Genomic DNA, 15,104 nt, shown 5'->3' on the forward strand with positions numbered 1-15,104 from the left:
TTCTCACGGTGGATGGTAGCTTAAGTCGTGACCAGCGTCGAGGAAGTCCGCGAGCACCTGCTGGACGCCGCCGAGCAGGTGTTCTACGCGCGAGGCGTCCAGGCCGTGGGCATGGACCGGCTGCGGACGGCGGCGAACCTGCCGCTGCGCCGGATCTACCAGCTGTTCCCGAGCAAGGACGACCTCGTGGTCGCGTTCCTCCGGCGCCGCCACCTCCGCATGATGGCGAGCATCACGGAGTTCGTCGGCCGGGCCGACGAGGGCGCCGCCCGGGTGTCGGCGATCTTCACCTGGCTGCACAAGTGGTTCTGCGAGCCGGACTTCCGCGGCTGCCCGTGGATGAACGTGTTCGGCGAGCTCGGGGCGACCACCCCGGCCGTGGCGGCCGAGGTGCACCACCACCAGCGGGAGTTCCGCAAGCTGCTGGCCGGCATCGTGGTGGACGCCGGCTACTCCCGCGAAACCGGCAACGTCGTCCACCTGCTGGCCGAGGGAGCCGTGTCGACCGCCGCGGTCCAGCGCACGGCGGCCCCCGCGACCGAAGCCCGCCGCGCGGCCGAGATCCTCATCGCGGCCGAGGGTGCAGGCCGGAAGCGCCGCGGCTCGGCGGGTTCCCGGTAGCCGCGACGGCGCTCACGAGCGTTTCGCGGCCCTTCTATTCGAGAGCGCTGTTCACAAAAGAGAGCACTGCTCGCAGAAGAGTAAAGTGCACTGCTCGTAACGGAGAGCATCGCTCACAATGAAGTGTGCCGCTCGCAACAGAGAGCGCCGCTCGCGCCAGGGAAAGGCATCGGCTCGCAGGGGGGAGCGCCGCTCGCGGCAGAGAGTACTGCTCGCGACAGAGAGCACGGCTCGCGGCAGGGAAGGTGCATCGCTCGCAACGGAGAGCGCCGCTCGCGGCAGGGAAAGTGTGCCGCTCGCAGTAGTGAGCACGGCTCGCGGTAGGGAAGTGCACCGCTCGCAACGGAGAGCGCCGCTCGCGGCAGGGAAAGTGTGCCGCTCGCAGTAGTGAGCACGGCTCGCGGTAGAGAAGTGCACCGCTCGCAACAGAGAGCGCCGCTCGCGGTAGTGAAAGTGCACCGCTCGCGGCAGAGAGTACCGCTCGCAGTAGTGAGCGTCGCTCACAACAGAGAGCATTGCTCTCATTGTGCCTCGTGGGTGCGGGTTCAGGGGCGGTGTCCGGGTGAGGTGGCGGGCCGCGATCGGTCCGGTTGCCGGAAGCCGAGAACTTTCTCGCCGACACATGTCGAGAACGGACGGTCGGCTCCGACCAGGGGGCAGCGGCGGCCGAGAAGGGCCGCCACCACGAGACGGAGAACGCACGATGACCAAGGTGACCGCCCAGATGTCGGTGTCCCTCGACGGCTTCTACACCGGGCCGCGCGACACCGAGCACCCCCACGACATGAGCCGCTGGATGCGCGGCCCCGAGGCGCCCGGGTTCTTCCGGGTCACTCGCTGGGCCGTCGACGCCGCGGCCTGGCGCGAGCGGCAGGGCTTCGCCGGCGGCGAGCGGTCGGTCGACTCGGAGATCGTCGAGGAGACGTTCGCGGCGGCCGGGGCCTACGTCATGGGCCGGCGGATGTTCGATGCCGGCGAGTTCCCCTGGGGTGACGAGCCGCCGTTCCACGCCCCGGCGTTCGTCGTCACCCACCGGCCCCGGGAGGTGCTCGAACGCCAGGGCGGCACCTCCTTCACCTTCGTCACCGAAGGGCTCGAACGGGCCATCGACCTGGCCCGGGACGCCGCCGGCGGCAAGGACGTGGCGGTGTCCGGCGGCGGGGAGCTCCTGCGCCAGGTGCTGGCCGCCGGGCTGCTCGACCAGCTCGACCTGCACATCGCCCCGGTGCTGCTCGGCGAGGGCCAGCACCTGTTCCACGGCCTCGGCCTCGGCGCGGACGACGGCATCGAGCTGGTCCCCGACCGGGTCGTCGAGTTGCCGGGTGTCACCCACATCCGCTATACCGTCACCGGGCGGTCGAAGCTGGTGCTGGACGATCGTGGCGCCAGCGGCGAGCTGGTCGGACCGGGCCAGGCGGAGCAGAGGAGCGCGCTGTGAAGTACATGCTGCTGATCTACGGCAACGAGGAAGCCTTCAGCTCGATCGGCGCGGAGACCCTCGCCGCGCTCATCCGCGAGACCGACGCCCTCAACCAGGAGCTGTTCGAGTCCGGGGAGCTGGTCGGCGCCTACGGCATGGCCGACCAGATGAACTCCAAGATGGTCCGGGTCGCCGACGGGTCGCCGGTGGTGACCGACGGCCCCTTCGCCGAGGCCAAGGAGTACCTGGGCAGCTTCACGATCCTCGACTGCGACAGCCTGGAACGGGCCCTGGAGATCGCGGCGCGCAACCCGTCGGCGCGCCATTGGGGCGTCGAGGTCCGGCCGCTGATGCACGAGGCCAACGTCGAGCCGTGACCGATTGGCAGGCCGTCCGGCGGCTGGTGCCGGAGGTGCTCGGCGCGCTGGTGCGCCGTTACGGCCAGTTCGACACCTGCGAGGACGCCGTCCAGGAGGCGCTCGTGGCGGCCACGGTCCAGTGGCCGGTCGAGGGGTGGCCGGAGAGCCCGCGGGCCTGGTTGACGACGGTGGCGACGCGCCGCCTCGCCGACCAGGTGCGCAGCGACGTCGCCCGTCGCCGGCGGGAGGAGGCGGACGCCCTCCGCACTCCCGCCGGTGGCGAGGTGCAGGCCGACGACGACACCCTCACGCTGCTGTTCCTGTGCTGTCACCCGGCGCTGACGCCGTCGTCGCAGATCGCGCTGACCCTGCGGGCCGTCGGCGGCCTGTCGACCGCCGAGATCGCCCGGGCGTTCCTCGTGCCCGAGGCGACCATGGCGCAGCGCATCAGCCGCGCCAAGCAACGCATCAAGGCGGTCGGAGCCGCCTTCGCCCTGCCGCCGCCGGCCGAGCAGGCGCGGCGGCTCGGCGTGGTGCTCCAGGTCGTCTACCTCGTTTTCAACGAGGGTTACACGGCCACGTCGGGGACGCGCCTGGTGCGGGCCGAGCTGACGGCCGAGGCCATCCGGCTGGCCCGCGAGCTGCACCGGCTGGTCCCCGGTGACGGCGAGGTGGCCGGGCTCCTGGCCCTGCTGCTGCTGACCGACGCCCGCCGCGAGGCCCGCACGGCCCCGGACGGATCGCTGGTGCCGCTGAGCGAGCAGGACCGGACGCGGTGGAACGCCGAAGCCATCGCCGAGGGGGTGTCGCTAGTGACCGGCGCCCTGTCGAGCGGCCCGGTCGGGCCGTACCAGCTGCAGGCCGCCATCGCCGCCGTCCACGACGAGGCACCCACCGCCGAAGCGACCGACTGGCGACAGATCCTGGCCCTCTACACGGTTCTCGAGAAGGTGGCGCCCAACCCGGCGGTGACGCTCAACCGGGCGGTGGCGGTGGCCGAGGTGCACGGGCCCGCGGCTGGGCTGGCGCTGCTCGAGGCCGTCTCGGCCGACGACCGCATCGCCGCGTCCCACCACCTCGTGTCGGTGCGGGCCCACCTGCTGGAGCTGGCCGGTGACCACGACGCCGCGCGCGCCGGCTACCACGAGGCGGCCCGGCGCACCACGAGCGAACCCGAGCGGCGCCACCTCCTGACCCGCGCCGCGCGCCTGGGTGGCTGACGGAGTTTCGACCGCCGTGGGCGCCGGGTACCTCGGAACCGGGAAGGTGATGGTCATGGCCGGTATCCCTGACGACGGCAAGCGGCCGATCGAGCCGCAAGGACACGCGGCGGGCGTGCCGTACGACTGGCGGCCGCCCACGAGCGAACGGCTGGCCGCCCGCGTGTGGAACGCCGACGATCCCCGGTTCTTCACGCCGAAGACGTTCGGCTGGGGTTACGACGTCAACTTCTACTGGCTGGCCCATCCGATGCGGTACGTGCGGGCCCGGCGCCGCTGAAGGAACCGCCCGATCGGCTGACTACCGCGCCGGAAACAGTGTCACAGCCGACGTTTCCTCACGCTGTGCCGAGCACGCGTCCGTCTTCCGGCGGAACCTTCGCCGGGCCCTTTGACGCCGTCCGCGCGTGGCCCGTTCACTGGTCTCCGGCTCCGGGACTCCGCCGGACACCGGGGGAGGGCGAGCACAACGATGGATCTGGTCCGGGAATCCGCGCTGGGCGGGCGGCTGGTGCTCTGGGAGGAGTCGGCCCGCGACGGCGCGCAGGGCAAAACCCTGATGAGCGCGGACTTCCGCGTCCGGCTGGCCCGCGAACAGGGGCGGATCTTCGGGGCCGACGGGCCGCGGCACGTGGTGTTCGCGGCCGGGTTCCCCGCGGTGTGCGCGGACGAGTTCGCCGCCACCCGCCGGGTCGCGCTGGCGGCGGCCGGGTCCGTCAGCCCCGCGGCGGTCTGCCGGGCCACCGCCCGCGACGTGCGGCAGGCGTGCGACGCGGTCCGGGGCGCGCCGAACGCCCGGGTGATGATCGTGGTGCCCGCGTCCGACGACATGGCCGACGCGATGGTCCACCGCCCGGCCGCCGACGCGCTGGCCGACGCCGTCGCGTTGATCCGCACCGTGGGCGAAGGCGTCATCCCGGACGTGTGTTTCGCCGATGCACCCCGCGCCGACATCGACCTGCTGGCCGGCGCCGCGAACGCGGCGACCGAGGCCGGTGCGGGGGTGGTCGTCATCGCCGACACGACCGGCGACCTGCTCACCGAGCGGTGTGCCGAGCTGTTCCGCGGGCTGCTCGAGCGGGTGAGCGGGGACGTCGTCCTGGCCTCGCACCTGCACAACGACCTCGGCCTCGGCCTGGCGAACACGCTGGCCGCGGTGCGGGCCGGCGTCCGGGTCGTGTCGAGCTCCTGGCTGGGGGTCGCCGAGCGCAGTGGCCTGGTCGCCACCGAGCAGCTCCTGTTCCTGCTTGCCCACCGCACCACCGAGTTGCTCGGCGAGGCCGGCCTCTGGCACACGGCGCCCGACCTGACCCGCCTTCCCGCGATCGCCCGTGCGGTGTCGTCGGAGACGGGGGTGCCGCTGACGGTGACCACCCCGATCGTCGGCACCGGCGTCGGGACGATCTCGACCGGCACGCCGTTCGTGCGGCCGGAGACGTTCCAGCCGTTCGACCCGGCGGTGCTCGGGATCGAGCCGACCGTGGTGCTCACCCACCTGGCCAGCGCCCGGGTGCTGCGCGCGGTCGCCGAACGGGCCGGCCTGGTCCTTGACCGCGCGGAGACGGCGGCGGCGCTGGCGTGGGTGAAGGCCGAAGCGTTCCGCCGCAACGAGGCCGTCATCCCCGCCGAGCACCTGGCCGAGTTCGTCGAGGCGTTTCGCACGGCCGCGCCGGTTCCGGCGTCGTGACGGTCCTCAGCCCGGCGATCGCGGCGGCCGCCGACGCGCTGGGGGCGGGCTCGGCGGTCGTGTTCCCGAACCCGTACCCGCTGACCTCGGTGGTCGCCGCGACCGCGCCCGGCGTCGTCAACACCGCCAAAGGCCGTCCCGAGGACCAGGCCGTCGCGCTGTGGCTAGTCGGCGACGAGATCTGGACGGAGTTCGCCGCCGCCCTCGACCTCGACGACGCCACCCGGGTCTTCGCCCGCGAACTCCTGGTGCACGAGCGGGTGACGCTGTTGCTGCCCTTGATGAGCGGCCGGGTGCCGGACCAAGCGCGGCCGGCCACCCGCGACGGCCACGCCCTGGTGTTCGGCGCCTGCTGGGACCCGCTGCGCCCGATCCTGGCCGGCGCCGGGCTCCTGCACGTCAGCAGCGCCAACCGCACCGGGCACCCGCCGGCGGCGTCTCCCGCCGAGGTGCGGGCGATGTTCCCGCCGGACGTGCACGTCGTCGACGCCACCGACGACGCGTCCGCCGCCGGCCGCGCGGCGACCACCACCCTGCGCGTGAGCCGGAACCACACGCTGACGCACACCCGTTCCGGTGCTCAGGACCGTGACTGCGGCGGGCGGGAGGCTTATCTTGCGCGTTTGCGGTCGGTCTACGTCGGGGTGTGATTGCGGTGCTGGCTTTTGGTCTCGCTTGGGCGGTGACCACCGCTCTGGTGCGTGGGTCGGAACCACGCGCGTTCCGGTGCTCAGGACCGTGACCGCGGCGGGCCGGAGGCCTACCTCGCGCGCTTGCGGTCGGTCTACGTCAGGGTGTGATTGCGGTGCCGGCTTTGGTCTCGCTTGCGCGGCGACCACGCTCTGGCGCGTGGGTCGGAACCACGCGCGTTCCGGCGTCCAGGACCGTGACCGCGGCGGGCCGGAGACCTACCGCGGTCCGTCTACGTCAGGGCTTGATCTCGCTCGCCGTCAGCGCCCGGTTCCACACCTGGACGCCGTCCACACTGCCGGGCCAGAAATCGCTGTGGTTACCGCCCGATACTGCGCGGCCGATGGCCAGCGGGCCGGGTGCGGCGTCTCCGGCGGACTGGCTCCAGGTCTTGGCCTGTGCCACGCCGTCGACGTACAGGACGTAGGTGCCGGCGTCCGCGTCGTGCACCCCGATCAGGTGGTACCAGCGGCCCGGCTGCGGGGCGACGTCCGATAGTGCGCGGCCCGAGCTGGTCGAGAACGCCAGCCGGTCGTCGGCCGCGGAGTACTGGAGGTAGAACGCGCTGCTCGGGTTGCCGTCCTGGCTGACCGCGGTGGCCCACGAACCCGTGCGGTCCAGCCGGACCCAGGCGCCGGCCGAGTAGTTCCCGGTGGTGTCCAGCACGGGTCCGCTCGTTTCCGCGTACTGGCTCGAGCCGTCGAGCTGCAGGGCCGTGCCGGTCACGCCGGGAACCCACCCGCCGGTCAAGGTGGCGTCGTGCGTGCCCGCGCTGTCGTGGGCGACGGTGCCGCTGCCTTCGTCGAAGTTCCAGGCGCCGACCGGGTTCTGCTGCCCGGGCGGGTGGGCGATCTGCAGGTTTTGGCGCTGGTGCGTGCTTTCCGGGCGGCCGCCGGGGCCGCGGTATGACACCGTCGCGGTCAACGCCGCGGCGCTGCCCGGCTCGGCGTCCGCCGGTGCCGTCAACGTAAACGCCCACGTCCGCGGCTGGCCGGGTGGGATCGTGGTGGCGGGCCGTCCGGCGGGCGCCGCCGTCCAGCCGTCCGGCACGGCGAGGCTCACCCGCGGGGTGACGAGCGGGCTCGACGTCGTGTTGCGGACCGTGACGGTCAGCGGCGTGCTCCGGCTGACCGTGATGACGCCGTTGGCGTTGGCCGGCCCGGCGGTGATCCGCGCGTCCGGGCTCGACGGCGTCCAGGACTGGAACTCGGTGACGCCGACGAAGGCGCCCGGCGGGTTGGTGAACACGAGCCGGACCTTGCTGGTGGTCAGGGTGGGGAAGGTGATGCGGTTGACGCCGTTGCCTGCCGGGCTCGCCTGCTCGCGGATCTGGCCGGGGACCTCCTGCCAGGCCGACCCCGTCCAGTACTCCAGGCGGTAGGCGGCGGCCGGTCTGACGCCACCACCGTCGTCGTAGCCGTTCCAGCGGATGTCGCCGACCGCCGTGGGTGCACCGAAGTCGACGCCGTAGAAGTCGTTCGCGTTCGGCGAGGCGTAGTTCGTCCACCGGGTGTTCTCGGGCACCTCGTTGTACCAGACCTTGCCGTCCACGGCGTTCCACGCGTTGTCGTTGGGGAAGGTGTACGAGGTGATCGGGCGGGGATAACCGGTGCGCAGCGGGTTGGCGGCGTCGTTGACGAGATCGTTCCGCGGGGCGACCTGCGTGCGGCCGACGTCGATCGTGGTGTTCCGCAGCGTCGCGGAGCGCTGGACGAGCCGTCCGTCGACGTAGAGGCGCATCCCGGCGCCCTGGCCGTAGTGCTTGCCGTCCCTGTCCCACAGCACGGTGACGTTGTGCCCGTGGTACGGCACGTTTTCGGCGGCGAAGTGGTCCCATGTGGACGGTGTGGGCGGCCGGACCTCCAGGGTGTCACCGGTTTGCGGGCGCAGGCCGAGCAGCCCGGACAGGACCAGGTCGGTGTAGGTCGAGTGGTTGTAGTCCTCGCTGTGGTTCTGGCCGTCGTAGATCCACGCGTCGCGGTCCGGGTCGTGCGCCTCGGCGACGTACGGCTTGCCGTCCTTGGTCTGGGTCCGGGCGTAGGTGGCCAGCGCGGTCGCGTAGTCCTCTTTGGACACCGTGCGCTGGGCCGGGTAGTCGTCGAGCAGGTTGGCGAGACCGGTGAGGGACTGGGAGGTGGCGAACGGCCAGCTGGGCCCGTCCCAGCGGCAGCACGATCCGGCGTCCTTCATGAAGAACGGGCTGCGGCGCTCGGCGGTGGTCGGCCCGAAGGCGCTCGCGAACCCGCTGGGGTCGAGCAGCTGGGACCACGCCGTGGCGTCGGCCGGCTGGGCGGCGCCGAACATCCACGGGAGGTAGCCGATCTGTTCGCGGCTGCCGGACAGCTTGTGGTCCGGGTTGTCGTCGCGGGCCATGGCGTAGTAGAAGCCGCGTTTCGGGTCCCACAGCCACTTCTGCAGCGCGGCCTTCAGCTTGGCGGCGCGCTGGGCGTACTCGCCGGCGAGCTTGTGGTCGCCGACGGAGTCCGCGATGCGGCTGATCGCGACGGCGTCACCGTACTGGTAGGAGTTGAGCGTCGGGCGGTAACCGGCGCCGCCGTGGTACGGCTCGGGCGACTCGTACGACGAAGCGGAGAACTCCATGGCGTCCCAGACCGGCACCGACCAGTAGAGGCCGAGGCCGGCGTTGAACTGCTTGTCCCAGCCGCGGTACTGGCGCACCAGCGACGGAAGCAGCTCGCGCAGCGGCGCGAAGTCCCCGCTCACCTGGGCCTGGCCGTAGGCGGACGTGGCCAGCCAGACGCTGTACTCGTGAGCCCAGTCGGTGGTGTCGGCGTTGACGTCGTCCGTGGCGGGCTTGGGGCCGGCGCCGGGACCGGTGAGCCAGAACTTGAGGTAGTCCTGGCCGTACTCGGGGTCGCGCAGCCAGCGTCCTTCGGTCAGCTGGTGCCCGGCGGCCGCGTTGATCGCCTGGTAGGGCGCGGCGTAACCGCAGCAGTCGAGGAACTCCGTCGAGATCCAGCCGTTGACGGGATCGGTATAGCGCAGGTGCTCCTTGAAGACGCGCCAGCGGTAGTAGTAGACGCTCTGCATCGTGGTGTCGGGCAGGTCCACGAACGGGATGTTCGCCTCGTACCAAGCGGGGTCGGAGTACCCGGCGAGGGCGGCGGAGTGGTCGAGGAAGTGCGTCCCGCCCCCGGGTGCCGGACGGGCGGTGCCTTCGGCCGCGTCGGCGACCCCGCCGAGCGCCGCCTGCGCGAGCAGGGCCGCCGCGGCCAGCCAGAGACTTCCCCAGGACAGTCGCCCGCGCATCGAGTCCTCCCGCAGGTTTACAACGTTGTAAAACTCAGACTCGACCACTATCGCTCAGAATCACTCAAAAGGGAACACCCCGGCTCTACCGTCGGCTGTCCCAGGCGGCTCGCTCGGTGCCCGCGGCGTCCTGGACGACCTGGGACTCCTGGTCGTAGACCATGGTCTGCCGGTCGGTCCGCTCGTACCGAGGCCAGCCGGGATCGCCCGTCGTGGCGAAGCGGACGAAGTCGGCGTGCACGCGCCGCGCCAGTTCCCGCGGCGGGTGGGTGCCGAACTGGGCGATCGCGGGCTCTCCCAGGGCCATGACCGTTTCGAGGTCGTCGCGCACGAACGGCAGGTCGACGGCGTGGAACGCGCCCGTGCCCGGCGGGATTCCCTCGCGCTGCCAACGGAACTCGTACAACCACGACGGCTCGGGGCGCGCTTCGAGCAGGCGGATCGTCGGGATCCGGAACCCCCAGTCCGACCAGCCGGCCTCGACGAGTGCGGCCAGCCCGCGGACGTGACGCGGGCCTTCGCGGTAGGCGCGCACGGTCGGGCCGTCCATCCCGAGCGTGCGGCGCAGGCCCAGGCGGATCAACGGCGCGACCGGCCCCGCGACGCTCGCGATGCCCTCGATCAGCGGCCCGGCCTCGTTGCGCGCGGTTCCGGCCAGCAGCGGGACCCCCGGCGTGCCACCAGCGCTCCGGACCGGGTTCGCCGGCAGGAACTCCGTGCCGTGCACCCCGCGGAACGGGCTGAGCAGCAGCGCCCGGCGATCACCTCGGACCAGGCCCAGGGCGTACCGCTTCAACGCCTTGAACGACGCCGCGGCCGTCCGATCGAGGCTGACCGACGACAATCCCGCCACGGTCGGCGCGACCCCGAGGTCGCGCGCCACCTGGCGGGTCACGCGCCACGCCTCGTCGGCGTCCACGGACGCCATCGAACACCCGCTCTGGGCGATCGCGCCGGCGAACGCGCCGCGGGAGGCGGGCAGGGCGAGGTGGTTCATCACGCTGACACCCCCGCCGGACTGCCCGAAGATCGTCACCCGCGCGGGGTCCCCGCCGAACGCGGCGATGTTGCGCTGCACCCAGGCGAGCGCCGCGGACTGGTCGCGCAGCCCGAGGTTGTCGTGCCCCTCGCCGAGGTACAGGAAGCCGTCGATGCCCAGCCGGTAGTTGATGCCGACGTGCACGACGCCGTCACGCGCGAAGTTCTTGCCGCTGTAGCCGGGCAACGAGCCGGAGCCGTAGATGTACCCGCCGCCGTGGATGTGCACCATCACGGGCAGGTTCGCGCGGCCGGGATCGGGCGTCCACACCTCGAGGGTCAGGCAGTCCTCGCCGGTCTCGGGCACCGCGTAGATCGCGCCGAGCGGGTTCTCCTCCGCCACCTGCGGCGCGGCGGGCCCGGGCTCGGTGGCGTCGCGGACGCCGTCCCAGTCCGCGGCGGGCTGCGGCGGCAGGAACCGGCGCGGCCCGAACGGCGGGGCGGCGTAGGGGATGTTGCGGAAGTGGTGCAGGCCGGTGCTCTCGAGGCCCTGGACCACGCCGTTCTCGGTGCGGACGCGCGGGAAGGCGACGCTTGTCATGTCCGCAGCCTCCCGGCCCGGACCTAAATAGTCAAGTCGTACTAGTTTTCCGGGTCGAGCAGGCGATGGGCCAGCCGCTTCCACGTCGCGAGGTTCGGGTCGCCGCGGTGGTCGCGCGGCTCGAAGGTGTAGGTCAGGGCGACGCCGCGCATGCTCGCCAGCAGCACGGGCGCGAAGTCGGCGAAGGCGGGATGCGCGACGAGCTCCGGCCCGAACAGGCCGGTGATCAGCTCGCGGATGTGCCGGCCCAGCTCGTGCTCCGGGGGCCGCAGGGCCTCCGCGAGCTGCGGGTTGTGCTGCGCCGCGACCCACAGCTGCAGGGCGGCCTTGAAGAGCGGGCCGTGGAAGGTGAGCCAGATCTGCTCGATCGCGTCGTCGATCGTCCCGGCCGCCTCGGGCACGTCGACCTGCCCGGAGCGCTGGATGGCCAGGTGCTGCACCGCGGCGATCAGCAGGTCGTCGCGTGAGGGGAACTGGTGCAGCAGGCTCCCGCGCGAGACGCCGGCGCGTTCCTGGATGCGCGAAGTGGTCGTGGCGGCGTAGCCGTCCTCGGCGAGGCAGGCGACCGCGGCGGCCAGAATGCGCTCACGCGTGTCCCAAGCCCGCTTCTGAACGGGGAGCGGCGCCGGCTGCGAGGTGCCCATGGGCCCAACATTAGTACGGGTCGACGAGCCGGCCGGCTCAGCTCGGGTTCGACTTCCGGCGCTGACGGTAGGAGCGCATGGAGACCTGGCTGCTGCAGGCCGAACTGCAGTACAGCCCGCCGGAGTTGCGGGTCTTGTCGAGGAAACCGACGTGGCAGGGCAGGTTGCGGCACATCTTCATCCGCGGCCACGCCCCGGACGCCGTGGCCTGCGAGAGTGCGGCGAAGAGCGCGCCGAAAACGCCGGGCACCCCGCGCTGGGACGGGGCGAGCTCGCAGCCGCGCTCGGTGACCACCGCGACCAGCGGGTACAGCTCGGCGGTACGCCGCAGGTACTCTTCGGCGCCGGCCACGGCGCCCTCGTGCTCCTCGACGTCCACATGGGACAGCAACAGGGTCACCAGTGCCGCGCGCAGTTCGCGGGCGACGGCCGCGTCGGCGTCGGTGACTCGCAGGTCGTCGTCGCCGAGACCCGCCGCCCGGATCCACTTCGCCAGGTCCGGCGCGCCGCCCAGGCGTTCCGGATCGCCGTTGCCGGCGGGCCGGGTGTTGACGAATCCCAGCAGCAGGTCGACCGCCGCCTTGCCCGTGGTCTCCTCCACCGTCACCTCTCCGTCTCCGCCGCACTCCCTCGGAACCTACCGTCCGGAGTGGTCCTTCCTGATCGTATTCCCGGCGGGTGGGCGGCTCAGGACGGCTGCCTCGTCGCGACGGCGGACAGGAGCTTGACGACGGCTTCGGCCGCGGGCTCCGCGGACGCGGGGTTCTGCCCGGTGACCACGTTGCCGTCGACGACCACGTTCGGGACGAAGGGATCCCCGCCGTCGAAGTCGGCTCCGGCGGCGCGCAGCCGGGTCTCCAGGAGCCACGGTGCCTTGTCGCCGAACCCGACGGCGGTCTCTTCCTCGTTGGTGAAGCCGGTGATCTTCCGGCCGGCGAACGCCCAGCTGCCCTCTGTGTTGCGGGCGGGCAGGAACGCACCGACACCGTGGCAGACGGCCGCGACGACCTTGTCCGGGTCGGGCAGCAGCGCCGCGTAGATCTCGCCGATCTTCGCGTTCTCGGCCAGGTCCTCCATCGGGCCGTGGCCGCCGGAGACGTACACGGCGTCGTAGGCGTCGGCGTCGATGTCCTCCAGGCGTGCGGGGTGGGTCAGCGTGCTCCCCAGTGCGGCCAGGTAGGCGCGCTGCGCGTCGATCGAAGACTGATCGTTGCCGTTCATCGCCGGGGAAAGGCTGAACTCGTCCACGGTCGGGGTGATGCCGCCGGGGGAGGCGACGGTGATGTCGTAGCCGGCCTCGGTGAACACGCGGTGCGGGTCGATGAACTCGCTGGCCCAGAACCCGGTCGGGTGCCGGCTGCCGTCCTTGAGGGTCCAGGCGTCGGCGCTGGAGACGACGAGAAGCACTGAGGTCATGACGATCCTTCCGTAGCTGGCGGCGGGTGCCGCTGCAGTACGGTGGACGTTAGCACCAAAGTCAATTAGCAGGCAACCTCAGGCCAGTTTGGCAGCCGAAGTTACTTTCTAATAAGGTTCGAGGTTAACGGAACGATGAGGCCTGGAGCTGGCGAGGCCCACCCGGGAGTCGAACCCGGTGTTCACCGCGGCTTTGCAGGCCGCGTCACGACCGTCGTGCGATGGGCCGGGGGACCAGGCCGGGCCTGGTCCGTGGTCGCGCGCCGTGGTGCCGACCCACGTGAGCCCGGGTTATGAGACCGGGCTGGTTGCCGAACCGCGCGCGGTGGCCCTCGGCAGGAGTCGAACCTGCGTCGCCGGCTTCGGACGCCGGAGTCGTATCCGCTGGACCACAGGGGCGGGGCGGAGGATGCAGGAATCGAACCTGCGCGGGCGCTCGTCACGCCCGACCACCGTTTTCGGGACGGCTGCCTTACCGGACTCGGCCAATCCTCCTTGCCCGACAAGGGATTCCTTGCCGGGTGTTCCGCGTGCGGCCCCGGGGATTCGAACCCCGACTGGCCTGGTTCTGAGCCAGGTGCCTCTGCCGGTTGGGCTAGAGCCGCGTAGCGCGTCCGGGAGTCGAACCCGGGTCTCCCGGGTGAGAACCGGGGATCCGTACCGCTGGACCAACGCGCCGGGTGAAGTGGTGGAGGAGGGAGTCGAACCCTCTGTGTCACGAGGACCACCGGTTTACGGCCGGGTGGGGCTCCACAGCCCCGGCTCCACCGCGTCGATAAAACAATTTCCGCGCACGCCAAATAACGAAAGCCGCCCGGATCGGTTTCCCGACGGGCGGCTCCCAGGCCTAGACGCGTTTCACGTCATGGCGAGGAGCCGGTGGTGGCCAGGAGGCAATACCTCTCGCGGCCGAGCGACGAGCACGCGGAACCGAGACAGGAGACGGCGTTGCGCCGTTCCAGTCGCGTTCGCATGGTCGTCATGATGGCTCCTCGTTTGTGCGTGTAGACGTATCGTCACGTGATCTCATGCGAGAGTCAACGCATTTACCCGGGAATGCGCCGGCGGAGTTTCGGCTGCGCGATCGCCGGGGGAACGTACGCGACGTCGATCGGTCCGACGTCGGTTCCCGGCGCCACGATCTCGTCGATGCGGTCGAGCAGGTCGTCGTCGAGGTGCGTGCCGGCTCCCGCGAGCAGGTCGTCCAGCTGCTCGGGCGTGCGCGGGCCGATGATCGCCGAGGTGACCGCGGGGTGGGCGGTCACGAACGCCAGCGCGAGGTGGGGCAGCGAAAGCCCGGCCTGGTCGGCGATCCCGGCGAGGGCTTCGACGGCGTCGAGCTTGCGTTCGTCGGTCATGTGCTGCCGCGCCCAGTGCAGCCGGCCGGGCGACGCCGTTTCGGTGCTGCCCTTGCGAAGGCGGCCGGCCAGCAGGCCCATCGCCAGCGGGCTCCACACCAGGACACCGAGCCCGTAACGCTCGCAGACCGGCAGGATCTCGCGTTCGACGCCGCGGTTGAGGATCGAGTAGTGCGGCTGCTCGGACCGGAAGCGCGCCAGCCCGCGTTTTTCGGCCACCCACTGGGCTTCGACGATGTCCGACGCGGGCAGGTTGGAGTGGCCGATCGCGCGGACCTTGCCCGCGCGCAGCAGATCCGTCAGCGCGCCCAGGGTTTCCTCGACGTCGGTGCCGGGTTCGGGGTGGTGGGCCTGGTAGAGGTCGATGTGGTCGACGCCCAGGCGGCGCAGCGATCCTTCGACGGCGGTGACGATCCACCGGCGGGAGCTGCCGCGCCGGTTGAGGTCGTCGCCCATCGGGCCGTTGAACTTCGTGGCGAGGACGACGTCGTCACGGCGGCCGCGCAGGGCCTTCCCGACGATCTTCTCGGATTCGCCGTCGCCGCCGTAGACGTCGGCGGTGTCGATGAAATTGATGCCACCGTCGAGGGCGCGGTGGACGATGCGGACGCAGTCGTCGGGGTCGGGATTGCCGTACGGGCCGAACATCATCGTGCCCAGGGTGTAGGCGCTGACCTGGATGCCGGTGCGGCCGAGTGGGCGGGTCTGCATGGGGTTTCCTTGGGGGAGCGGAGGAGTGGGGGGGGGGGGGGGCCCCCCCCCCCCCCGGGCGGGCCGGGGGGGGGGGGGGGCGCCCCCCGGGGCGGCGCACGCGGCGGGGGGCGACCCCACCGCGCGGGG

At 71.8% G+C, this 15,104-nt stretch carries 13 protein-coding genes and 6 tRNA genes; 7 read left to right on the forward strand and 12 right to left on the reverse strand.

Annotated elements, in window-relative coordinates; all coding sequences use genetic code 11:
* The first annotated feature begins 27 nt into the window (after positions 1-27).
* The 7 genes from ACIOD2_RS46370 (at position 28) to ACIOD2_RS46400 (ending at position 5,957) form a co-directional block, all read left to right on the forward strand.
* The gene (locus ACIOD2_RS46370) at positions 28-621 is read left to right on the forward strand and encodes a TetR/AcrR family transcriptional regulator (RefSeq protein ID WP_400552056.1); all 594 of its coding nucleotides are present in this window, start codon (positions 28-30) and stop codon (positions 619-621) included.
* A 703-nt stretch (positions 622-1,324) separates the two neighbouring features.
* The gene (locus ACIOD2_RS46375) at positions 1,325-2,059 is read left to right on the forward strand and encodes a dihydrofolate reductase family protein (RefSeq protein WP_400552057.1); all 735 of its coding nucleotides are present in this window, start codon (positions 1,325-1,327) and stop codon (positions 2,057-2,059) included.
* Between the two features lie 5 nt (positions 2,060-2,064).
* The gene (locus ACIOD2_RS46380) at positions 2,065-2,418 is read left to right on the forward strand and encodes a YciI family protein (RefSeq protein WP_400552082.1); all 354 of its coding nucleotides are present in this window, start codon (positions 2,065-2,067) and stop codon (positions 2,416-2,418) included.
* Positions 2,415-3,620 (forward strand): RNA polymerase sigma factor, encoded by a 1,206-nt coding sequence (locus tag ACIOD2_RS46385; protein WP_400552058.1) that lies wholly within the window; start codon positions 2,415-2,417, stop codon positions 3,618-3,620. The genes ACIOD2_RS46380 and ACIOD2_RS46385 overlap by 4 nt, the downstream gene beginning before the upstream one ends.
* A 55-nt stretch (positions 3,621-3,675) precedes the next feature.
* Entirely contained in the window at positions 3,676-3,900 is a 225-nt protein-coding gene (locus ACIOD2_RS46390; RefSeq protein ID WP_400552059.1) for a DUF5808 domain-containing protein, read from the forward strand.
* 192 nt (positions 3,901-4,092) lie between these two features.
* Positions 4,093-5,307 carry a 2-isopropylmalate synthase gene (locus ACIOD2_RS46395; protein WP_400552061.1) on the forward strand — a complete coding sequence of 405 codons (1,215 nt, stop codon included), beginning with the start codon at positions 4,093-4,095 and terminating at the stop codon, positions 5,305-5,307.
* Complete coding sequence (locus tag ACIOD2_RS46400; RefSeq protein WP_400552063.1) at positions 5,304-5,957, forward strand: hypothetical protein; 654 nt, start codon at positions 5,304-5,306, stop codon at positions 5,955-5,957. The genes ACIOD2_RS46395 and ACIOD2_RS46400 overlap by 4 nt, the downstream gene beginning before the upstream one ends.
* A gap of 277 nt (positions 5,958-6,234) precedes the next feature.
* Here the strand turns inward: ACIOD2_RS46400 and ACIOD2_RS46405 are convergent, their stop codons facing one another.
* The 12 genes from ACIOD2_RS46405 to ACIOD2_RS46460 all read right to left on the reverse strand — a co-directional run bounded on the left by ACIOD2_RS46405 (position 6,235) and on the right by ACIOD2_RS46460 (position 14,975).
* Positions 6,235-9,267 (reverse strand): MGH1-like glycoside hydrolase domain-containing protein, encoded by a 3,033-nt coding sequence (locus ACIOD2_RS46405; RefSeq protein ID WP_400552064.1) that lies wholly within the window; start codon positions 9,265-9,267, stop codon positions 6,235-6,237.
* 85 nt (positions 9,268-9,352) lie between these two features.
* The gene (locus ACIOD2_RS46410; RefSeq protein ID WP_400552065.1) at positions 9,353-10,846 is read right to left on the reverse strand and encodes a carboxylesterase/lipase family protein; all 1,494 of its coding nucleotides are present in this window, start codon (positions 10,844-10,846) and stop codon (positions 9,353-9,355) included.
* Positions 10,847-10,887: 41 nt separating this feature from the next.
* Positions 10,888-11,490 (reverse strand): TetR/AcrR family transcriptional regulator, encoded by a 603-nt coding sequence (locus ACIOD2_RS46415; protein WP_400552066.1) that lies wholly within the window; start codon positions 11,488-11,490, stop codon positions 10,888-10,890.
* A gap of 37 nt (positions 11,491-11,527) precedes the next feature.
* Positions 11,528-12,091, reverse strand: coding sequence for a CGNR zinc finger domain-containing protein (locus ACIOD2_RS46420; RefSeq protein ID WP_400552067.1), 564 nt, complete (start codon positions 12,089-12,091; stop codon positions 11,528-11,530).
* A gap of 86 nt (positions 12,092-12,177) precedes the next feature.
* Complete coding sequence (locus tag ACIOD2_RS46425) at positions 12,178-12,906, reverse strand: type 1 glutamine amidotransferase domain-containing protein (protein WP_400552068.1); 729 nt, start codon at positions 12,904-12,906, stop codon at positions 12,178-12,180.
* A 153-nt stretch (positions 12,907-13,059) separates the two neighbouring features.
* Positions 13,060-13,135 (reverse strand) — tRNA-Cys (locus ACIOD2_RS46430).
* A gap of 98 nt (positions 13,136-13,233) precedes the next feature.
* Positions 13,234-13,305: transfer RNA gene (locus ACIOD2_RS46435), tRNA-Arg, on the reverse strand.
* Between the two features lie 4 nt (positions 13,306-13,309).
* Positions 13,310-13,401, reverse strand: a tRNA-Ser gene (locus tag ACIOD2_RS46440).
* A 36-nt stretch (positions 13,402-13,437) separates the two neighbouring features.
* A tRNA-Leu gene (locus tag ACIOD2_RS46445) sits at positions 13,438-13,511 on the reverse strand.
* Position 13,512: 1 nt separating this feature from the next.
* A tRNA-Glu gene (locus ACIOD2_RS46450) sits at positions 13,513-13,584 on the reverse strand.
* Between the two features lie 8 nt (positions 13,585-13,592).
* Positions 13,593-13,675, reverse strand: a tRNA-Tyr gene (locus ACIOD2_RS46455).
* A gap of 277 nt (positions 13,676-13,952) precedes the next feature.
* Entirely contained in the window at positions 13,953-14,975 is a 1,023-nt protein-coding gene (locus tag ACIOD2_RS46460) for an aldo/keto reductase (RefSeq protein WP_400552069.1), read from the reverse strand.
* Positions 14,976-15,104: the final 129 nt, after the last annotated feature.

The sequence above is a fragment of the Amycolatopsis sp. NPDC088138 genome, assembly GCF_044741685.1.
Lineage (GTDB): Bacteria > Actinomycetota > Actinomycetes > Mycobacteriales > Pseudonocardiaceae > Amycolatopsis.